This is a genomic window from Blautia coccoides (genome assembly GCF_034355335.1).
GTDB lineage: Bacteria > Bacillota > Clostridia > Lachnospirales > Lachnospiraceae > Blautia > Blautia producta.
Map to the genome: position 1 here is coordinate 2,116,886 of NZ_CP136422.1, position 23,049 is coordinate 2,139,934.

Genomic DNA, 23,049 nt, shown 5'->3' on the forward strand with positions numbered 1-23,049 from the left:
GCTTACCTCCCGTGTCTACCAGGATCATCCCACCTGTCGGTGTGAGTCCTAACTTCCTTCGTTCTGCCTGCCCATATCCAGGGTGTCAGCTTAGCTCCTTTGCAGGGTCTTGCCCTATGGTATTTATTTCTGCCGACTACTGGCTCATTCTTTATTTTAAGTCTTACTGACCTGTTAATATCCTTCCTGTACCGGCACCTTTCGGTGGACGTTTTTCCGGTCCATCCCTGATATTTCCAGCTTTTCTGTCATAGCTGGATTCAGCTTTCAATCCTCTTTGAAAGTTCAATCCAACCATGACAGAGCAGTGCTTTTAGTACTTGGATCGTTTGGTTTCGTTATGCTGTCTGCATCTGCGGATGCTTGATATCACCCAGCAGCCTTGCAGCGTCATAATCGACTCCTTTTGTCAGGATCGTATAAAACACCCTGATCACCTTACATGCCACTGCCACTACTGACTGCATCTTTTTCAGCGGATTCTCTTTTCTCGTCCGATAGTATTCATGGATCTCTCGAAATTCCGCATTCTTTCCGACTAGTGATATCGCCGCTTCATACAGTACATATCTCAGTCGTTTTCTTCCTCGGTAGCTGATACGGCTCTCTCCATTATGCTTGCCTGAATCGTTCGCCACGATCGCATAGCCTGCAAGCTTTTGCAGCTGTTTGGGGTTGTCAAAACGTCTAATGTCGCCCACCTCTGCAATAAATCCACTTACTGTCACCATACCGATCCCTTTGATCTCCAGCAGCTTATCTATATATGGTATTTCTTTCAGCTTACCTTCTATCTTTTGCACCAGTTCTTCCAGTCTTGATGTATATACATCCATGTCGTCCAGCAGATTTTTCAGTTCCATTCTCGCTGCCTCCGGTGCTTCCTTACTGCCTACGCTGTGCTCTGCAGCTGATACCAGGGTCTTTGCCCTCTTCATTCCAGCCCCTCTCAGCTTTGCGTCTCTCCAGATCTGGTTTACACCTTCCACGCCCAACTTCCCGATGTCCTCCGGCAGCGGCGCTGCCTTCAGTATCATCCGCCCGCTGACTGCCTTTAAATCCCTATAAACGTCTTTGTATTCAGGAAAGTAAATGGCAAACCATCTGGCAATGCGGTTCTTGATCCGGGTAACTTCCTCCTGTGTCTGGAAGCGTAGATTGGATAAGCTTCTCATCTCTGCATAAATCCCGGTTGGTATATAAGGGTAGGAAAAACGTCCCTCATTCACCAGTGCGGCAATCGTCTTTGGATCTTTGCGGTCATTTTTATTAGGATTGTTATCATCCAGTTCCTTGGATTTCTTGACATGATGGGGATTTACATGCACAGGTTTCATTCCGTTGTCCTGCAGGAACTTTCCTAAAGCGAACCAATAGTGTCCTGTTGGCTCCATTCCGGGAATTACAGCGGTTTTACCATTCTTTTCTTGTATTTCCTCGATCCATGCCTTAAATGTAAGGAACCCTGCTTGTGTATTGCTGAAAATCAAAGGTTTTCTGGTAAACTCGAAATTTCTCCAGTCAAATGCTCTCGCATAGTGCGTTTCGCTTCCGACATCAATACCAACGATCAAAGTTTTTTCAGTTATGGATGCAATTTTTGTGTTCTGTGTGTTACAATTCATTTTAGATACCTCTCTGTTTAATAAGATTTTATACTAACCGCCAAAGTCAGTAATCTTATTTTACACTGAGGTATTTTTTTCTCAACCTTCTTTCTTGGAATTCCCTATATTTGAATTATACAGGAAGCTCCTTTTCATATAAAATCATTGTATCAGCCGGTTTGTCACTTGTCCAGAAGTAGATGATAATTGACAGCTATGCTGTAAAACACGGCGGTTTTATGTTAAAATATATGATGACTATTCTGTAGGCCTGCGCAGTTACTGCGCTGACCAAAGGAAAATGTTGGCGGACAAGCAGAAAGCTCATCACCAAAGGTGATTAGGTACAGAAGGACTGCAATAGGAGGATCATATGGAACAAAGTCGAGAAATTCAATATACAGAATTAAGGAAAACAGATGCCTGCATTTATGATGAAGTTGAAATGAAGGTTCCTGTCAAGGAAATATATGAAGTGGAAATAAAAGATTTGAGCGGCATCACGTTTCAAAAAAGAGATACAGTGCCATATGTAAAAGATTTTTCCGGTGATGCCAATTTTAAAAGGTGGAATCAGCAGTTTGATCTGTCAAATTGGCATTTTTTCATGGCCTTTGATGGGGAGAAGCCAGTGGGAGGGGCAGTGTTGTGCAGCCATTCTGCGGAGCTTCATATGTTGGAGGGCCGGGAAGATCTGGGGGTTCTGTGGGATATCCGTGTGGATTCTTCCTATAAAAGACGCGGTGTGGGCGGAAAACTGTTTTGTATGGTAAAAACAAAAGCCATAGAACTGGGACTTAACCAGCTCAAAATTGAATGTCAGAATAACAATGTTCCGGCAGTGGATTTTTATTTCCGACAGGGTGCTCATTTAGGCGCTATCAACCGGTATGCCTATTATGGGGACGAAGATGCGGCAGAGGAGGTTCAGCTTTTATTATATTTGGATTTGACAAGATAACAGAAAGCAGTTTTGGGCAGGGAGAGTAAGTTTAATCCGTGCCCAAAACTGCTCTACATGCTGATACACCTGTCTGAACCGCTTTGATCGGGAATGTATGATGTAGTAAAGCACTATAAGACCCGGGTAAGGAACTTTCGATAACTGTTTTTTGCAGTATTAGTCGGAAGCTTCTTACCAAAGAACAGCATCGCGTATGGGGAGGCCGGCACACCTATTAAAGGCTGTCAAACTATCTGATCCATATTTTTTGAAAGGAACTTCTTTCTTAGAATATGTATGGTGTAAAGCACTAATAAGACACCCCAGGAACCCGCCTCGGCATATGCAATGATCATATTTCCGCAAATCCCAACAAAAGCATAAGAAAATATGATCCGTGAAATCAAGGAAATGATACCTGCAAAGCTGGAAAACAGTATATCTCCGATTCCTTCTATGTAGCCCCGTACCGATGCTGCAATGCCAAAAACAGCATAGAAAACGGCAATTGTCTGAAAATAATTCTTTCCAATCTCTGTTACCTCCGGACTTACTCCAAACATAGCGATCAGATATCCGCCGGTCTCCACGATCAGCCACGTCAACAATAAGGAAATACAAAACATCATGGAAGTGCCAACGCAGACGATTTTGGGAATCTGCTTTTTTCTTCCTGCGCCATAATTCTGTGCCACAATTGTAGAGATTCCGGAACCAAGATTAACGATTGGCAGAAGCACCATAGTATCCACCCGATATGCTGTGGTGATCGCTGCAACTGTCTGTGTTCCAAATCCGTTCATGAAATTTTGTAATATAAGCCCTCCCAGTGATGTGATGCTGGATTGGATCATAGGAGGGATTCCTAAACGAAGCCCCTCTTTCAAAACGGAGTGATCCAGTGCCCACTTCTTTACAGAAAAACGCAGGCAGGAATGCTTCTTTATACTATATAGAATGATAAATATTGTCATAAAAGCCTGTGATATCACAGTCGCAATTGCCGCGCCCACAACACCCCAGTGCCAGACACTTACAAAAACAAGGTCCAGTATTATATTTACAACAGATGAAAATAAAACAGACACAAAAGGTGCACGGCTGTTTCCGATTCCGCGAAGCGCTGAGGAATAGACGTTATATACAGCAAGAAAAGGGATTCCGATCAGTATTATCTGCAGATAATCTTTTGCCATATAAATCGTATCCGGTGTTGTATTCATGATACGAAGCAGAGGATACGCGCCGGCAATACCGATCAGTGAAATGAGCAAAAAAATACCGCCTAGGATAACAGAAAACACGGAAAGTATTTTGGTAATGTGGGCTTTTTTGCCTGCGCCGTACTTTTGCGCAAACAAAATACAAAGTCCAAGGGTAAATCCCGTAATAGCATTGAGAAATAAATCAACAATGGTACCTGTGGAACCAATAGCCGCGAGAGCTTTTTCTCCCGCTACATTTCCCACGATAAATGCATCAACCCAGTTATAGAGCTGCTGCAGTATACTGCTTAAAATAAGAGGCACACAAAATCTGATCAATGTGATTGCTGTATTTTCTGTTTTACTTTTCTCTCTGTTCCTCATCAAACATTCCCCCAAAACAAAAACCGTATACAAGATATAGCCTTGTATACGGTAGGTGCTCACCCGGTATTTCATAAAGTATATCAAATTGTCCATATATTTACAATATAAAAATAGTAAGTCCGGGTGCCGGACAGAGTACAGGGTGTTTTTCTGCTTTTGATAGGCAGTGCACCTCATTTGTCCATTTAAACTCCTTTGCCCTATTGTGCCGGCGGCAGATTTGGGAGCTTTCAGGAATTTTGTATGGAGACATCCGGCCGGACAGTGCTGCAGTTTTTAATCTTATGAAGCATAGTCACAGACACAGCGCCGGATATATCAATATTTTTAACCTTATCCGGATACGTCAGATTAAAAGAAACATTTGCGCTGTCTCCCATTACTGGAACCGTAAAACTACCGGAGGCTGAAGTATTACGTGATGCGGAACCAGTGGGGGCAAAAAAGGAATACAACAGTTTAAGGACCCCATTGATTTTTGGAGTGATCTGCATAAAACTGTCTGTTTCCGGCGTAGCCAGAAATATAAAATCTATAAGATAAAGATATCCCGGTTCAAGAAATATTTTCGTGTCCGATAAAGAAATCCGTTTACCTTCCTGAAACAGTACAAACATTGGAAGGTCAGATCTGGACGGTGGATTAGCTTGTATGGCATATTGTGCGTAGGAATAGGATTCACAAGGCTTTATACAACCACAAGGACAGTCATAAAAATTCATATGATTATTTCTTTTTTCCTTTTTATATATAGTTTATGATTTGTAAAAGAATAGTGCTACAGGTGGGCAGTATTTTAGTGATACAAATATGTAAGGATTTTGATTTAAGAGATTATTAATATTCATACAGTTCTTTTTACTTTAAAATAAATTCTGCGCACAGAGATATCTCTCTATGCAGGGTGGATGATGAAGCCATCAGCCTCAAAGGGCTGGAAATTGCTTATTTCCAGAAGAAATGGGGGACTTTTAAAATACGGCCGGATTTTGTATATGGGGATTGTAAATTTTATTATATAATTGCAGCAGCGTTTTATATCTGATATACTGTAATCAATGATTTTCTAAAAGAATCTTTTTTGTAACTGTGAGGGTACTGAACAGTTATCTTTTTTCTATTTTCATCAAATCGGCAGTATCTGCCGGAATTCTCAGAGTAAAACAGTTAAATAAGTAAAGTATAGAAGCAGCAAGTTGTGGTACAGGTTTATTTCTGATATAATATTTACAGATTCCTGAGGCTTATAGCTGCTTCGGAAAGTTGAGGCAGGATGAACAGAAACAGAAGAAAAAGTAAAAGCAGAGCGCTCAGAAAGAAACAGGTAAACAGAAATTACAAGGATAGTCTGTTCCGTATGATATTCGGAAACAGAAAAGCTGCACTGGAACTTTATAATGCCATCAATCATTCCAATTATCAAAATCCTGAGCAATTGGAGATCACCACGATTGAAGGGGCTATTTATATGGGAGTCAAGAACGACCTATCCTTTTTGATCGACAGTGTGATGAATTTATATGAAGCCCAATCTACCAGAAATCCCAATATGCCTCTGCGGGGCTTGATATATTTTGCAAGGGTATATCAGGGATATGTGGAAAAAAGAGAACTTGATATTTATTCCGGAAGTCGTATAAAAATCCCGTTGCCGCAGTATATTGTGTTTTACAATGGTTTGCAGGAAGAACCGGATCGCCGGGAGTACCGACTCAGTGACGCATTTGAGAGGAAGCAGGACAGCTATTGCCTGGAATGTGTGGCTACGGTCCTGAACATCAATACAGGACATAACCGGCAGTTAATGGAAAACTGCAGTCTGCTGTGGCAATATGCATTCTTTGTGTCAAAGGTACGGCTGTATCTGGAAAGGTATCCTGAGAATTTAGAAGGTGCGGTGGACATGGCGGTGGAAGAATGCATTGAGGAAGATATTCTTGCGGATTTCCTGAAGAAACAGCGAGGAGAGGTGAAGGATGTGATATTGACAGAATATAATGCAGAGCGTCATATTAGAAATGAGAAAAAACTAAGTTATGAAGAAGGGGTCAAAGAGGGGATAGAAAAAGGATTAGAACAAGGGATAAAAGCATTTATTGCTGAAAAAGAAGAAGAGAATGCAGATAAAAATATTATCATAGAAAAAATGCAGAGGCACTTTCTGCTGGATAAAGACAGAGCAGAGCACTATTATAAAAGATTTACCAATAAGATATAAATTCTTTTTTTAAAGTACAGAAAAAAATAAATATCATTTTCATATGCCCTCTGTCTTTTGACAGGGGGTATATTTTTACCATACTGTCTGTTTACATGTGATTCCCACGGATGCAGGCCAAAAACAGGTAGACGAAAAATATAGGACAGAGATTGAGACTACCAAAACTCCGTTTTCCGGGGTATAATTAATTCATTGCACAAGGTGTATTCCTCTGCAGAGGGTTTGAAACTTATGATGAAACACACTCTAACAATTACGGGGCGGAGAAATGGAGAAGATTAAAATTTTTTTGGTGGATGATGAGGCGATCATCCTAAAGGGACTGGAGACTACATATTCCTGGGATAAAATGGGGGCAGTGGTAGTGGGTACATCACGAAATCCCAGGAAGGCCGTAGATGAAATTCTGGAAAAGCGGCCGGATATTGTCATAACAGATATCCGAATGAAGCAAATGACTGGTCTTGACCTGATTCAGGAGGTGAACGGGCGGGCTGAAAAGAAATGCTTATGGATTGTTATCAGCGCATACCGGGATTTTGAATATGCGCAGAAAGCATGTGAACTTGGGGCGTTTACATATCTTTTGAAACCCATAGAGGACAGTAAGCTGGAGGAGGCTGTTCAAAGCGCTGCAAAGACGATCCGGCAGACAAGGAAGAGCAGCAGAATCCTTCAGGACTATGAACATTTCATAGAAAATAACAAAAAAGTTTTTGAGAATTATATGGTGGGGAAATTCAGCGGAGACCAGATAGACGAGGAAGAACTGCAGGAAGCGCTGGAACGCTTTGGTGGAAAAAATCGGGATGCTTTCTTTTACCGGGCTGTCTGTATGGACTTTGTGAGAGTCTTTGATGAGAAGAACAGACAGTCAGTGACTCAGGAAGAAATCGCCGGATTTTTAGAACATGATTTAGGGGAAGCTTACCAGTATTTTTATTTCCAGAATGAGAGCGGCTACAGGATTATGATCTTATCAGCTTCTAGGGAAGAGTACCTGGTACTTCCAGTCTTAGAAAGAGAGATGGAGCTGCTGAAACAGAAGTTTTCTTTAGAGTTACGATATGGCATATCAGGAACAGGCAGAGGGATAAAGGGATTAAAGGAAGCCTATGTACAGGCAGTGGAAAATCTCGAACAGGCGGACGGTAAAAAGAGGGATATGACAGAATTGGACCAGATCCGCAGTCATGCCAGAACTTACATCAGTCAGGCTGTCAGCTATGTACAGGAGCATCTGGATGATGAATTTTTAAGTGTAGGCATGGCGGCAAGAGAAGTGCATTTAAATCCGGTATACTTTGGCCGGCTTTTTGGGCAGAGTATGCAGCGCTCATTTAAACAATATCTGCTGGAAGAGAGGATCAGATTGGCCAAGAAACTCTTAAAGACAACGGATGACTCCATAACGGAAATCTGTGAGAAAGTTGGAATACCCAATCCTTCCTATTTTACGCAGCAGTTTAAGAAACACGCGGGATGTCTGCCAACAGAGTACAGGAAGAAAATGTATGAAGAAAAGTAAAAGGTTTTACGGAATTCGCAAAAAGCTGGTCATCTTTACAATTCTGGCAGCCATTCTGCCCCTTGGTATTATGGGGGTGGTCCTGGCCGGTTCCATAAACAGAAATGTGACGGACTTAAACCTGGAGAATTATTCCCACAGCAACAGCAAAATGATCGGAAATTATCAGATGATGGTACAGGGGTTTGATGAACTGACCAGAAATTATATCACCAATTCCTATATCCAGAAATCCCTGGAGAGGAAAGAACTGCTGCCTCAGGACAAAGCATATGTAAACAGAAGTCTCTGGTATTCTAACAATCAATATGCGGAATACGGGATATTTCTAGACAACAAAGGAAATGAATACTTTGCAAATAAAGTGATCACAGACGTAAATCCGGAAGATATCCTGTCCACAGAGCTGAGCAGGGCACTTGCTGATAATTATTCCCTGACCAGAATTATGTACAGTACAGTTCTGATAAACGGACAGAAGGACTCAGGAATATTTCTAGTCCGCAATATCCGGCATATGGAACAAAATGTAAGTCCGGGAATTCTGATCATCAAACTGAACCAGGATTTCTATAACAATATATTTTTTGATGTGAACCAGAAATCCCCTGCGGTATATGCAATGGCTACTATGGAGGGGGAAATATGCTGCCAGACAGGGGGAGTGGAACAGGATGGAGAAATCAGCATAGAAATTTTGCGTAAGGCAAAAGAAAAACTGCCCCGGGAAGCAGATGAGGTGGTCCACTTTGCTGCGGACAGCCAGATTTGTTTTGTCAATACGGATAAGGATCAGGATTTTATTTTTCTTTCAGTGGTTCCAAAATCCGTAATTCAGGCTCCGGCTGTTAGCTTTTTGAAAAGTTTAGGAGTGACAATGATGGTATCCGTTATTCTCTGCATTGTCATATCTGCATTTGTATCACATCCATTCAGAAAAGCGATTTCCGGTATCAGCCGGATCATGAGTAATTTTGATGGGGAGAGTCTAAATCAGGAGATACAGATCAGTACCAATACAGAACTGGACCAAGTGGCAGTTTCTTATAATAAAATGCTCAAGCATATAGGAAGTCTGATGGAGGAAGTGAAAAAAGAACAGGAAGAAATACGTATCAATGAATACAATTCCCTTGTCTATCAGATCAACCCACATTTTCTTTATAATACACTGGATAATATCCATATGCTGGCGAGGATGGATGGGGATGAGATAATGGTACGGCTGATCCAGTCATTGTCCAATATGCTGCGTATCAGTATCAGCAAAGGGGAAAATGATGTGCCGCTGAGAAAGGAACTGGAACATGTTAGGTGCTATCTGGACATAGAGCAGATTAGAAATGAGAACCTGTTTGAGTATGAGATTGAAGCAGATGAGGCTGTACAACAGGGGGTGATCCCAAAGATCATTCTTCAGCCTGTTGTGGAAAACAGCATTAAATACGGCTTTGCCCATATGGATGACGGCGGAAAAATAAAGGTGACGGCCAGGAGCATGGAAGGCTTTATAGAACTGTGTGTTAAAAATAATGGAAGTGTTATAGAGACTGAAGTTCTGGAAAAACTTAATCAGATGCAGTATCAGGGAATGGAGCAGATAAGAAAGACGTTTCCCCAGAAAAGAGGCGGATATGGTATATCGAATGTGGTATGCAGACTCTGCCTGCGGTATGGAGACAAATTCAGGATCTCTTATAAAAGTACAAAGGAGACGGGGACAGTCTGCATGATTCGCCTTCCCATAGAAAAGGGGTCTGACTGCATCCATGAACCGTTATGCCAAAGTATATTTGGAGATACAAAACAATTAGAAAAATAAATAAGTGAGGTGCAGGGCAAAGTGCTGTTTGTTCTGCGCCTTTTTTGCGGTAAACACACAAAATGACAGTAGAACTCTGTTTTGTATGGGTAAATAAAATTAAAATGTATAGAAAACAACAATACAGATATATTTTTTTGTATATATTGAAGGCCGAAGATTGCTATAATACAGTCATCAAAAGAAAAGGGGGTTCCTGTTAATGAAAAGGAAAAATATGATGAGGATTTTAAGTTTGGCCGCAGCATTTATGCTGGCCGGATGCGGAGGAGGAAACAGCAAAGACAATACTCAGGATACCGGGGAAGGTAAGGATTCTGTTTCTGAAAGTCAGACATCAGGCGAAGGTGAAGAGGAAGTGAAAATTCCAATTATTATCACAACCGGCGCCAATGACGCTATGGACATTCAGATGAAAGAGGTAGTGGAAGACTTTAATGAGGAGTACAAAGGAAAATATCAGATGGATGTGGAATATCTTGCAGGAGCATCTGATGACTATCGTTCAAAACTGAAAATGCTGAATGCTTCTAATTCTCTGCCGGCATTGATTCAGGTTGGGCCGGAACCAGCATTTTATGATTTGCTTGTGGAAAATGGCAGATTGGTGGATGTGGCACCTTACCTGGAAGCGGATCAGGAATGGAAGGGGCAGTTGATGCCTCAGGGAATCGAAGCCTTTACAAGAGATGACGGTAAAATGTATCTGATTCCAAGTGCGGGTCTTCAGCTCTCAGGATTTTACTATAATAAAGAGCTGTTTGAACAGGCAGGTATCGAGACATTCCCTGAGACCTGGGAGGATTTTTGGAAGGCTTGTGAACAGTTAAAAGAAGCGGGAATACCGGCATTGTCCCTCCATACCACAGAGACAGCCTGGTGTCCCATGCTTCTCGCCACTGCTTATCTGGGAGGAACAGAGGAAGGGCAGAAGTTTATGGCACAGCAGTTCCCGGATAATTTTGATACTCCGGAATTTAAGGAAGCAGTGGAGGTTCTAAAAAGACAGTTTGATTACACCACATCTGATGCGGTGGGCGGAACTTATGCACTGGCAGCAAATAATTTCTTTAGCGGAAATACAGCAATGATAGCCAACGGTCCATGGATGATGTCAAGTCTAACGGACCCGGATTATGCCTCTGAGGGATTCGCGGATAAAGTAGGCTATGCAAAGTACCCGGGGGATGTAATGATTGGTTCTATGGAGCAGTCAAGCTGGTGTATTACCACGGATTACGGCCAGGATGTCATTGACGGTGCAGTTGAATTTATGAAATTTTATACAAAACCAGTATATAGTTCCAAAAGAGCGGTTGAGGCAGGGGAATTGTCTTCTGTAGTGGATTTCCCACAGGACGAATATGATAAGATGATTCCTCCTATGAAAAATTGTGTAGATGCCTCCTCCGATGTGAGTATTGTTCTGCCAAGCTATCAGACAAAATGGGACCCTGTTTCCCAGAATGATGTATTTGGAAGGGAAATTCCAAATCTGGTATCAGGCAGCATTACTGTGGAAGAGTTTATCCAGATGATGAATGAAGGTGCTGCACAGTATAAACAGGATATAGAATAGACAGCGGGTGATTGAGATGAAACAGAAAAATAAAGTCTGGATCGTTATTTTTTTGGCTCCTACACTGGTAATGTTTGCTCTGGTCTATCTTGGGCCTATGATTCTGGCTCTGGTGTCCAGTTTTACCAAATGGGACGGAATGCAGAGTATGCGTTTTATCGGTCTGGAAAACTATGTAAAGATTTTCAGGGATTCCGTGTTTCATGCATCTCTTTGGCATACTCTGTTCTGGGCATTTTTGGCTGTGGCTGTGCATGTTCCTTTCGGTGTATTAGTGGCGCTCGTCTTAAAAAGAAAGAGGAGAGGCTGGAGATTTACCAGGTCGGTATTCATGCTTCCTAATATTATTTCAAGATCTGCGCTGGCGCTGATGTTTGTATTTATCTATAAGCCGGATATGGGAATCCTGAATATGCTGTTAAAAAGTGTAGGATTAGAACATTTGACCAGAAACTGGCTGGTGGATTCTCAAACAGCATTTTTAAGTGTCACAAATATCTGGCTTTGGTATGCTGCGGTTATCACGTTGATCGTTTTGGCGGAACTCAGCTCTATTTCTTCGGAAATAGAGGACGCCGCCAGGATTGACGGAGCAACAGCAAAACAGGTGGATTGGTATATATACCTTCCTCTGCTTAGACGAGCGATCGGAACAGGTGCGATCGTGGCGGTCACATCTGTGTTCAAAGAATTTGAGTCTATTTATATGACTACAAATGGAGGTCCGGGGGATTCCAGTATGACGATTTCTGTCATGATGGTGAACAAGATCATTCAGAGTAATCAGTATGGTTATGCTAATACACTTGGAATTCTTTTACTGGTCCTGGGGATTGTTGTTATGTTGCTCTGTAATAAATTGTTTCGTATGGACAGTGCAGATTGAGAGGTGGAGAAGTATGAAAGGTAAAAAACAGACAGGACAGCGGATATTTGATTACGTTATTATGGGGATTGTGATCCTAATCTCGCTGTTTCCTTTTTTATGGGTTTTGTTGTCTTCCTTTAAGACAAACAGTCAGATCCTTTCTTCCAGCTTTTCTCTGCCGACTTCATTTTATACGGATGGTTACAGGATCGCATTGGAGAAGGTGGACATTATCTCACGGTTTTTCACCTCTTTATTTGTGGCCGGGATCAGCACAGTTCTGGCTGTAGTGCTTTACTCTATGGCAGGGTATGTGCTGGCAAGAACAGAATTTAAAGGGAAGAAGGTGATCTTTATGGTGCTGATCTCTTCCATGCTGATTCCATCCAATGCCATGGTACAGCCGGTTTATTTTGTGATCAATAAGCTGGGACTGTACGACACGAAGGCGGGGCTTATTCTTATCTATACTGGATTTGGAATGGCGCTCAGTCTGTTTCTTATGAAAAATTTTTTCCTGTCAGTGCCAAAGGAGCTGGAAGAGGCAGCCTATATGGATGGCGCCGGGTTTTTGAAAACCTTTACCAAGATCATGCTGCCGCTCAGTAAATCGGCTATGGCAAGTTCTGCCATCCTTACCTTTATTTTCTCATGGAATGAGTTCATGTACGCCATGCTTCTCACCTCCAGTGAAAAGAACAGAACACTGCCGCTGACTATCAAGTATTTTACATCGACATTCAGCTTCAACTATTCATCAATGTTTGCGGCGCTTGTAATGTGTATCCTGCCTACAGTGATCGTCTATGTGATCCTGCAGGAGCAGATTGCAGAGAGTATGGTCGCAGGCTCCGTCAAGGGATGAGAGACATGTTTTAATATAAAAGAAAGGGAAATGTTATGGACTATCAGATCATAGATGCGCCGGATTATCTGGAACGGCTTATTATTTACGAAATTGCGACAAAAAGTTTTACTTCACCGAACGGTCCGGAGTCAGGTACATTTGCTTCTATGGAAGAGAGACTTCCGTATCTGGAAGAACTGGGGATCAATGCTGTGTGGCTTACCGGACATCAGCTCTGTGACAAAAGTCACTTCTATAATATCTGGACAGAATACGCGTGTATCCGTCCGGATTGTATAGATCCGGGGCTGGGGACAGAAGCGGAATTCAGGCATTTAATAGAGAAGGCCCATAGCCGTGGCATCAAAATTTTTCTGGACGTAATAACCCATGGCGTTATGGAGGACAGCCCAATTGTAAAAGAACATCCGGATTGGTTTCTGGGAGGCTCCTGGGGGATGCGCGATTTTGACTGGTATGGCGGACACGCGGATATGGATGCATGGTGGGTGGATACATGGCTATGGTACATAAAGGAATTTGGAATCGACGGATATCGGCTGGATGTTGCACATTATCGCAATGATCTATGGTCACTGATCCGCAGAAAAGCAGCCGATATGGGAAAGAAGATCCTGATCATTGCCGAGACAGGACCTGCCATCTGCGGCGTGACAGATATCTTACAGCATGGTGAGGCTGTAGGCCACAACCATGGCCTGAACCGTTCCTTCAGAATGCTCTGTGATCCGGCCGGCTACTGCAGAGACAGGCAGATAAGAGCAAATGAGCGGTATAATGTGAAGATATTTTACGAAGACGGAACCATCCAGGACAGCAGGGACAGTTCGTGGTTTGGAAAGGACAAAGTACCGGAAGTGATTTTTGAAGGAGACGTGAAAAAGGAAATTGTGTGTGCAGATGGCCGTGCAGCTTATCGCATTCAGATGGGCAGGATTCGTGTTGAGAATATCCATGAGGATAAAAGGATTAAGAACATTCAGGTGACGGATAAGGCTGGGCAGGTCTGGAACAGCAGCCGGGAAGATGTTTTGGAAGTGGACTATACGGTGGAATATACCAGGATCAAAAACGGGCTGAACGTAGAGTTTCCATTCAGGGTCCAGGATGGCCAGTATATATCCATCCAACTGAGTTGTCATGACAATGGCTGGGTTGGATTTCCTGAGAAAGAAAATCCATATACTGCACAGGGAAGCCGTTACCTGGCCGGATACACAACGCTTCTGGCTCCGGGAATCCCTGTGTTTATGGCAGGGGAGGAATTCGATGCGGACTACCGTCCTCTGCCTCAGCTTACCCCCGGCCTATACGGGGAGGGAGAACCGGGAAAAGGGCGTTGGCTGTATGGCAGCTGGATTGATTGGGAGCAACTGAAAAACCCGGAAAAAGCGGAAATGCTGGAGGATATGAAGCGTATCATAAAAATCCGCAGAGCGCATCCCCATCTCATACGGCCGGGAAGAATGGGAGAAGAGACAGAACGTTTCTGCCCCTTGGATTATGAGGCAGATGAGATACTTCCCGTTCCGTACATTTACAGGGAAAAAGAAGAGGTTCTTTTGATCGCAGCCAATCCTGATGAAGAAAAGAATGTTTGGATAAAGCCGGATCTATCAGAGGTACTTCAACCGGAAAACAGTTATCAGGTATCTGTCCTGTTCGGAGAGACGCCGGAAGAGATGGGAGAAGTGGTTTGGAGCGGAAAACACCTGTCCCGCCGTAAATGGCTCATCAAGAGAGATAAGACCAGCCGGGGCGGTCTTCTGGTATTAAAGATCAAGGAGATACAGAACGGACAGGAGGCATCCATATGAAAGAATATATGAATTCATACGAACGGTGTCTGGCTGCCATTCAATTCAGAGATGTGGACAGAATGCCCACAGACCTGCATAATTTTCTTATGTGCGCAGAGGAGTCGGGAATGGATTTCGGAGCGTTTGTGCTGGATGACAGTGCCATGGCCGAAATGCAGATAAATATGTGGGAAGAATTCGGACACGATATGCTCCTGATTGAAAATGGAACGGCGGCGCTGGCTCAGGCCCTTGGCTGTGGTGTGATCTACAGGAAAAAAGGCGCTCCGGTGGCACATACCACTGCGGTCAAACAGTTGGAAGATATCAGGAATCTTAAGATGCCGGCGGATTTCTGGGAAAGTCCTCTTTTAAAAGCCCAGATTTTGACTGTGGAGAGGCTGGTGCAGCATTTCGGCAGGGAGGTATTCCTGATCGGACGGGGAGACCAGGGACCGTTCAGCCTGGCATCCCAGCTCTATGGCATGGACCGGCTGCTGGAGGATCTGATGGACGAAGAGGCGGAGGAGGATGTTCACAGACTGCTTGAGTTCTGTACCTCAGCATGTATCGCATACCATGAAAAACTGCTTCAACTGGGCGTCCCCATGACATCCATGGGCGACAGCACAGCAGGGCCGGATGTGATCTCGCCGGCAATGTATGAGACCTTTGCCGTTCCTTATGAAAAAAAGGTGATAGAGGCAGTGCACAGAAAAGGAGGCCTGATTTCCCTTCATATCTGCGGCAATGCAACAAAGATCATAGATCAGATGTGTAATCTGGGTGCGGATGTATTGGAAATTGACCAGAAAACAGATTTAAAGACAGCAGTCCGGGCGGCAAAAGAAAACTGCGCTCTGCTTGGCCAGGTAAATCCTGTATTACTTTCAAACGGCACACAGCAGGAAGTGAAGGAGGCAGCAGAGCGGATCCTGCAGATCGTTGGTGGAAAGTCTACTACAGGGTTTATACTGGGACCGGGCTGCGCTCTGGGAGGAGATACTCCGAAAGAGAATATTCAGGCATTGATCGACAGCGTAAAATTTAGATAGCCCTTCTTGCTGGTACCGGGAAAAAGGATATCATCCTGTTATGGGAGTGGTATCCTTTTTTTTGCGTTCACATTTATTTAAGAAACGATTTACCTGAGTCTCTCAGTAATTATGGCATTGATTTCGACGTTTTGTATGTTTTATATACTTGACAAAATGTAATCAACCAATTACAATTGGAATGTAACCAACAGGTTACATATTGTAAGGAGGTTAATACCTTGATAAAGAATCGCATCAAGGTTTTGAGAGCAGAACGGGACTGGACCCAGGCTGATTTGGCAGACAAAGTGGGGATATCACGTCAGGCGGTTATATCCATCGAGAAATATAAATATACGCCTTCTCTGGAACTGGCTTTCAAAATCGCAGAAGTTTTTCAGGTACCCATCAATGAAGTTTTTGAGTATAAGGGAGACAAGGGGGAGTGAGTATGGATGAGCAGGCTGTTATTTTGTTTTTCCTTATTATTGGCACTGCAGCAACGCTGTTTCTTTACTTTTGGAAGGCCAAAAAGCAGATAGAATACAGAGGTGATGAGCGCTGGGAGGCTGTTCAGAACAAAGCAAACAGGGCGGCCAACTTCTCAAACTATCTATTGATCGTGTTTTTGATCGTTGTGGATGCAGTTGTAACACATCTTGATGTGCAGCTGACTTTTAGTTTGAACCGTGTCAGTATTTATGCCATACTATTTATTGCGTTTCGCAATATCTTAGAATTATCTGCACTGCAGTATTTTGACAGGCAGCTATAAGGACGACCTGCTATGAAAACACAGTTTATTTTGCGGCGGCATCCGAAAAATATATTGTCGCGGATACGCAGGGATAGTGTTATAATGAGATAGAATTTTCTTCCGGCGGATAGGGTTTATATCTGTACGGATGACAGCATTTAAGGTACAAAAGGAATAGGAGAACATCATGCTTGTAGTAATGAAATTCGGCGGCAGTTCTGTGGCTGATCTGGATAAGATCAGAAATGTGGCAGAGCGCTGTATTAAAAAATGGAGAGAGGGCAACCAGGTGGTAGTAGTGCTCTCCGCAATGGGAAAGACTACGGACCGCCTGCTTGCCCAGGCAGGGGAGATCAGCAGTATGCCGTCCAGACGGGAGATGGATATGCTTTTGGCGACAGGAGAACAGGTGTCCGTATCCCTTATGGCCATGACCATGATCCAGATGGGAGTGACAGCCATTTCCCTGAATGCGTGGCAGGTGCCTATGCACACAACCTCTGCGTACCAGAACGCAAAGTTAAAGAGGATTGATTCCGAGAGGATCACCAAGGAGCTGGATTCTAACAAGATCGTTGTTGTCACTGGTTTCCAGGGCGTGAACAAATATGACGATGTGACAACTCTGGGCAGAGGCGGTTCCGACACCACAGCGGTGGCGCTGGCGGCTGCGCTGAATGCGGATTTATGTGAGATTTATACGGATGTGGACGGCGTATATACGGCTGATCCCCGTATTGTTCCGGATGCCAGGAAGATGCCTGAGGTGACCTATGAGGAAATGCTGGAGTTTGCTTCCCTGGGAGCAAAAGTGCTGCACAGCCGCTGTGTGGAGATGGCAAGGCGGTACAATGTAAATCTGGTGGTAAAGTCCAGCATGAGTGAAGAAGAAGGAACAGTGGTAAAGGAGACGACAAAGATGGAAAAAATGCTGATAAGCGGTGTGGCTGTCGATAAAAATATAGCGAAGATCGCAGTTTCCGGTATGAAAGATAACCCGGAGAGTACATTCAGACTTCTGAATCTCATGGCAAAAAATGGGGTAAATATTGATGTCATGATCCAATCTCTGGAAAAAGACGGTACAAAAACATTGACGTTCACCGTGGCAAGGCCTGATATGATGATGACTCTGGAACTTCTGAAAAAATACAGTGATGTGATCGGTAATGCCAATGTAAGCTGTGAAGAAGATGTGGCTAAAATTTCCGTGGTAGGCGCAGGGGTAAGCTCCAATCCCGGTGTGGCTGCAAAGATGTTCGAGGCGCTGTCAAACGCGGGGATCAATACAGATATGGTGACAACTTCTGAGATCCGTATTACAGCGGTGATAAAGGAAGCAGAAGCAGAGATGGCTATGAGAGCGGTGCATGACAGGTTTGCGTCAGAGTGGGATTAAAAAGAATTGTGAAAAATACATAATACAATATGACCAGCCAGCCGGAGGTTTCTCCGGCTGGTTTTTAAGTTTTGTCTGCATTTTCAGCCGGGTCGATCATTACGATACCAGATACTTTTTTTAGGTGTTTTCAGTATCTGGGGGTTTTTCAAAAAGATTGCGCATTTAGACTCTCTGTGTTAAAATTAGAAGAAATAAGTAAAAAAAATATAATATTCTGATCAATTTATAAAATATTGCAAAAAAGTAAGAAGTTTGAGAACCAAGTAGTTGAAGAATCAAACTATTTCTGTAGAGCGGTGCGGCTGTTCCTTGGCACATAACGCGCAGGGCCGGCCCTTTTTTATACCTAGACCGGCATTACGGAAAGAGTTTTATGAATATATATGTAAGGGAGGGCAAGTCATGATACGGGAGGTTTCTCTTTCTGCGGACCAGGTGAAGGTATTGATGGATAATGCACCGGTGGCTGTCTGTGTCAGTTCGGCAGATACATATGAGATACTGTACGCCAACCGCCTGGCATGTGAGACATTTATGCCGGATGCGGATTTGGCAGAAAAATATTGTTATCGGGTGGCAGGGTTTGATAAACCGTGTGCGTTTTGCCGCAGGAAGGAAATAAACAGACCGGATCTGCTGCTCCGCGAGTATCATCATCCTGTCAGCGGCAGGGTCTATCAGCTCAGCGGCAAAATGATCGATTGGGACGGAAAGGCCGCACATATTGAATATATACAGGATATTACGGACAGGAAACGGGAAGAAGAGCAGTCAGATGTGCTCCAAAAAGAGCTTCAGGCCACATTCAGCAGCATTCCCTGCGGACTTTGCGTATACCGCTATGACGGTGAACAGATTTCCCCTGTCTTTCATAACCCTGCTTTTTATGAAATCATGGGCTATTCGGAAGAACACATCAGGATCATAGAGGAAAAAACAGAATATATGGGAGTCCATCCTCAGGACTGCGGTGTTCTCCAGGAAAAAATACAGAGAACTATAAGCACCAGCGGAACCATGAAGCATACCTACCGGGTTTGGAATGACCGGAAAGAAGAATACCGCTGGATCCATCTGCAGGCATCTGTAAAAACCCAGACGGATAAGACTAAGCTGCTGTACGGTGTTTACAGAGATGTGAGCGGACAGGTGCAGATGGAGAGGGAACTCACAGCGGAAAAGGATAAGGTAAAAGATATCGTCAATGCCATTTCCGGCGGTGTTGCAATTTACAGGGTGTCTGATATTTTTGAGACCGTATATTTTTCAGACGGTGTTCCGGAACTGTCCGGATATACTGTAGAGGAATACCGTGAGCTGATTAAGAGGGATGCTGCGGAAATGACATATTGGGAAGACACAAAAATGGTCATTGAAAGAGTAAAAGAGGCCATACGTACCCGTGAAGTGACCATATTTGAATTCCGTAAACAGCACAGGGACGGACATACTGTGTGGGTGCGCGTCCATGTGAAATGGATCGGGGAGGAGGACGGCTGTCCTCTGATCCACTGTGTATTCCACAATATTTCAGACATCAAGGAGACCCAGTTGGAGATGGACCATCTGATCAATTCCATTCCGGGAGGGATCGCCAGCTACCGCATAGAAGGGGAACGCATCACGCCGATTTTTGTATCGGATGGGGTGATGGCGCTCTCGGGGCATACAAGAGAAGAGCTGGAGGAGTATGATGCATTCCGGCTGATCCATGAAGCGGACAGGGAGCGTGTGCTGTCAGCCATGCGGTCCTCTTTTGAGAACGGCAAGGTGCTGGATGTCTCTTACAGAATAAGGCATCGGGACGGAGGACTGATCTGGATCCACTTAAGAGGCCGGAGAATGGACACATGTTCAGAAGCAGTACAGTTTTATGCGGTCTTTACAGGCATGTCAGCGGAAGCCAGATTGTTTCAAAGTATTGCCAACGATACAGCAGATGGGATCTATGTTATCGGAAGGGATAATTATGATCTGCTGTATGCCAATGAGTCAAAGATAATGTTTAATAATGGGAAAAAATGTCTCGGGCAGAAATGTTATAAGGCCATGTATGGAAAGGACAGTCCCTGTGAGTTCTGCACACAGAAGGATCATCATCCGGACGGGGAAGAGCATCGGATGACAGACCCGGAGAATAACCGCTGTTACAGTGTACGCTTCCGGGAGACTGACTGGAATGGTATTCCCGCATACATCAAATATGTGAGGGACATCACAGAGGAGATCAAGACTCAAAGTGAAAAAGAGCGTTTGGAGGAGTATTTCCAAAATGTATTAAAGTATCTGCCAGGAGGCGTGGCAGTAGTAAAGTACGAGCAGGACGGCAGAATGATACCCGAATTTCTGTCAGAGGGCTTTGCTGAGATGACTAAAATGTCTATGGAGGAAGCCTGGGATATTTACCGGAAGGATGCCTTGGCCGGAGTGCATCCCGATGACAGGGAATTTGTGAACAGGCGTATGGAGGATTACCTTGCGGCAGGCGAAGGGCCGCCCTGTGAGATGGTGTATCGTTTAAAGACAGGCAGCGGCGGTTATGTATGGGTAAAGAACAGTCTTACCCTGATCCAAAGTGCCGGCGGAGAATTCCGCGTATATGCCGGATATCATGATATAACCAAAGAGCGTGAGGAAAAGGTGCAGATACGGAAGCAGTATAATGAGCTTATCCTGCAGCACTACCGCACACCGGGACCCAACGCCCTGATCGTAGGGCACTGCAATATTACCCAGAACAGAATACTGGAGATCATTGACTACACGGATTCTGATCTGCTGAAAACCTTTGGAAACGTAAGGGAGGAGTTCTTTACAGGCATTGCCGGGCTTGTGACGGACCCGGAGATGAGACAGGTCTTTCTGGATACCTATCTCAATGAACCTGCACTTGCCGCGTTCAAGAAAGGGGATACAGAACAGATACTGGAGTGCTTTGTCAAGCTTCCGAAGGAACAGAACGGCCGGTATGTGAAGTTTCAGGTGAATCTGGTGGAAACTCCGGATACAGGTGGTGTGACCGGGATCCTGACGGTGACGGATATAACGGAGCAGGTTATATCAGAACGTATATTAAGGCAGTTGTCAGTTACCAGTTATGATCTGGTCGTTGATGCTGACATCCTGAATGACAGGTATAAAATCCTCACAAGTTCCGGGGCGGCAGAAGAAGACCGGTATCCAGAAGGATGCTACTCCCGGTGGATCGCTGAAAGGTACTGCTTCCATATCGTGCCCAGAGATAAAGAACATGTCACCAGGATGCTTACAGGTGAATACATGATGGAGCATCTGAAAAGACAGAACAGCTATTCCTTCCATTATTCTATGACAGATGAGAAGGGTGAGGTGCTCACAAAAAATATGACGGTTTCTGCTGTGGACTTGAGGCTTGGACGTGTATGTCTGGCCAGAACCGATATCACGGATTCTGTGCGGGAACAGCAGAGCATGCTTAATGTGGTGGCATATACCTTTGAACTTATGGCTTTTGTGGATGTGAACGACGGGCGTGTGACCATGTACACCCGCCAGACCGTGCTGGAGAATCTGTCCCCTTATGTTTTGGAAGGGTACAGGGAGCTGGTAAAAAATATTACGGATTTTTATATCACCAGCCATTTTGAGGAGGAGAATGAGCAGTATTTTAATTTAGACAATATGCTGAAGCGACTGGAAGAGAAACCTTCGGGATATGATTTTGTCCTTCCGTACCAGTCAAAGAACGGACTGCGGTACAAGCAGGTCAATGTGCTCTGGGGAGACAGGGGACACAGAAGAGTCTGCATGGTGCGTGCAGATGTGACGGATATGCTGTCTGCTGAGCGTGAGGCAAAGGATGCCCTGCAGGAAGCCCTGGCTCTTGCAGAGGAAGCGAACCGGGCAAAAAGCGAATTTCTTTCCTCCATGAGCCATGACATCAGGACACCTATGAACGCCGTGATCGGAATGACATCTCTCGCCATGGCCAATCTGGATGAACGGGACAGGGTGGAGGACTGTCTGAAGAAAATTTCATCCTCTTCCCAGTATCTGTTAAGCCTTATAAACGATATACTGGATATGAGTAAAATCGAGCGTTCCAAGATCATGCTGAACCGTATGCAGATCTCAATACCGGAAATGCTGAAGGAATTGTCAGTTATGATGGAACCCCAGGCAGAGGTCAATGGCCTGGAGTTCCATATGCAGATGAGAGGGATCAGGCATGAAAAGTTTTATGGGGACAGGCTGCGGATCAATCAGATTCTGATCAATATACTGAGTAATGCCATTAAGTTTACGCCAAAAGGCGGAAGAGTGGAATTTCTGGCAGAGGAAACAGATTCTGACTGTCAGGCGGGGCAGGTATGTTACCGATTCACTGTCAGTGACAACGGAATCGGCATGACAGAAGAGTTCGTGGAGCACATCTTTGAAGCCTTTTCCCGGAATACCAACACAATGGGCATTGAGGGGACAGGGCTGGGACTGAGTATTACAAAAGGCCTTGTGGATCTTATGGGCGGCAGGATATGGGTAAAGAGCAAACCCCATAAAGGAAGTGTGTTCTGTGTTGAGCTTATGTGTGAGGCCGCGCAGGAAGAGACAGAAGCAGAGCAGGACAGGGATACAGAGTCAGAGAAGCAGGATGCGTCTGAAATTCTGAAAGACCGATGTTTTCTGGTAGCAGAGGACAATGCGATCAACTCTGAAATCCTGTGTGAACTGCTTAAAATGCACGGGGCAAGATCTGTGGTCAGAACAGATGGAATGCAGACGGCTGAAGAATTTCAAAGGGCGGCGCCTGGAACCTATGACGCAGTTCTGATGGACATCCGCATGCCGCGGATGAATGGGTATGAAACTGCCCGTGCTATCCGCAGAATGGACAGAGCGGATGCCAAAACCATACCTATTATTGCAATGACAGCGAATGCATTTGCTGAGGATGTACAGGAGGCCATGGAGGCCGGAATGAATGCCCATGTGGCAAAGCCCATTGATATGACTATACTGTGGAACACACTGGCAGGACTGTTGTAAG

General features: G+C 44.3%; 15 protein-coding genes. 13 read left to right on the plus strand and 2 right to left on the minus strand.

Annotated elements, in window-relative coordinates; all coding sequences use genetic code 11:
- Positions 1 to 338: 338 nt before the first annotated feature.
- Entirely contained in the window at positions 339 to 1,625 is a 1,287-nt protein-coding gene (locus BLCOC_RS09330; RefSeq protein ID WP_040198432.1) for an IS110 family RNA-guided transposase, read from the minus strand.
- A 355-nt stretch (positions 1,626 to 1,980) separates the two neighbouring features.
- Here BLCOC_RS09330 and BLCOC_RS09335 point away from each other — a divergent pair, with 355 nt between their 5' ends.
- Positions 1,981 to 2,568, plus strand: coding sequence for a GNAT family N-acetyltransferase (locus BLCOC_RS09335; RefSeq protein ID WP_115625114.1), 588 nt, complete (start codon positions 1,981 to 1,983; stop codon positions 2,566 to 2,568).
- A gap of 227 nt (positions 2,569 to 2,795) precedes the next feature.
- Here BLCOC_RS09335 and BLCOC_RS09340 read toward each other — a convergent pair whose 3' ends face one another.
- Positions 2,796 to 4,139, minus strand: coding sequence for an MATE family efflux transporter (locus BLCOC_RS09340; protein ID WP_242999069.1), 1,344 nt, complete (start codon positions 4,137 to 4,139; stop codon positions 2,796 to 2,798).
- A 1,276-nt stretch (positions 4,140 to 5,415) separates the two neighbouring features.
- Between BLCOC_RS09340 and BLCOC_RS09345 the strand changes: the two genes are divergently transcribed.
- The 12 genes from BLCOC_RS09345 (at position 5,416) to BLCOC_RS09400 (ending at position 23,048) form a co-directional block, all read left to right on the plus strand.
- Positions 5,416 to 6,360, plus strand: a complete 945-nt coding sequence (locus BLCOC_RS09345) for a hypothetical protein (protein WP_115625115.1) — start codon at positions 5,416 to 5,418, stop codon at positions 6,358 to 6,360.
- Between the two features lie 271 nt (positions 6,361 to 6,631).
- A complete protein-coding gene (locus BLCOC_RS09350; protein ID WP_115625116.1) occupies positions 6,632 to 7,891 on the plus strand; it encodes a response regulator transcription factor in 1,260 nt (419 codons plus the stop codon).
- The gene (locus BLCOC_RS09355) at positions 7,878 to 9,713 is read left to right on the plus strand and encodes a sensor histidine kinase (RefSeq protein ID WP_115625117.1); all 1,836 of its coding nucleotides are present in this window, start codon (positions 7,878 to 7,880) and stop codon (positions 9,711 to 9,713) included. Before BLCOC_RS09350 ends, BLCOC_RS09355 begins: the two co-directional genes overlap by 14 nt.
- Before the next feature lie 202 nt (positions 9,714 to 9,915).
- Positions 9,916 to 11,292, plus strand: a complete 1,377-nt coding sequence (locus tag BLCOC_RS09360) for an ABC transporter substrate-binding protein (RefSeq protein WP_029469732.1) — start codon at positions 9,916 to 9,918, stop codon at positions 11,290 to 11,292.
- A 16-nt stretch (positions 11,293 to 11,308) separates the two neighbouring features.
- A complete protein-coding gene (locus tag BLCOC_RS09365; RefSeq protein ID WP_029469731.1) occupies positions 11,309 to 12,178 on the plus strand; it encodes a carbohydrate ABC transporter permease in 870 nt (289 codons plus the stop codon).
- Positions 12,179 to 12,191: 13 nt separating this feature from the next.
- Positions 12,192 to 13,025 carry a carbohydrate ABC transporter permease gene (locus BLCOC_RS09370; RefSeq protein ID WP_018596216.1) on the plus strand — a complete coding sequence of 278 codons (834 nt, stop codon included), beginning with the start codon at positions 12,192 to 12,194 and terminating at the stop codon, positions 13,023 to 13,025.
- A 35-nt stretch (positions 13,026 to 13,060) separates the two neighbouring features.
- On the plus strand, positions 13,061 to 14,845 hold the full coding sequence (locus tag BLCOC_RS09375) for an alpha-amylase family glycosyl hydrolase (protein ID WP_029469730.1): 1,785 nt from the start codon (positions 13,061 to 13,063) through the stop codon (positions 14,843 to 14,845).
- A complete protein-coding gene (locus tag BLCOC_RS09380; RefSeq protein WP_029469729.1) occupies positions 14,842 to 15,882 on the plus strand; it encodes a uroporphyrinogen decarboxylase family protein in 1,041 nt (346 codons plus the stop codon). The genes BLCOC_RS09375 and BLCOC_RS09380 overlap by 4 nt, the downstream gene beginning before the upstream one ends.
- Before the next feature lie 221 nt (positions 15,883 to 16,103).
- Entirely contained in the window at positions 16,104 to 16,313 is a 210-nt protein-coding gene (locus BLCOC_RS09385; RefSeq protein ID WP_018596219.1) for a helix-turn-helix transcriptional regulator, read from the plus strand.
- Positions 16,314 to 16,315: 2 nt separating this feature from the next.
- Entirely contained in the window at positions 16,316 to 16,639 is a 324-nt protein-coding gene (locus BLCOC_RS09390) for a hypothetical protein (RefSeq protein ID WP_018596220.1), read from the plus strand.
- Positions 16,640 to 16,808: 169 nt separating this feature from the next.
- Entirely contained in the window at positions 16,809 to 18,020 is a 1,212-nt protein-coding gene (locus tag BLCOC_RS09395; protein ID WP_115625118.1) for an aspartate kinase, read from the plus strand.
- Between the two features lie 405 nt (positions 18,021 to 18,425).
- On the plus strand, positions 18,426 to 23,048 hold the full coding sequence (locus tag BLCOC_RS09400) for a hybrid sensor histidine kinase/response regulator (RefSeq protein WP_115625119.1): 4,623 nt from the start codon (positions 18,426 to 18,428) through the stop codon (positions 23,046 to 23,048).
- The last annotated feature ends 1 nt before the right edge of the window (position 23,049 follow it).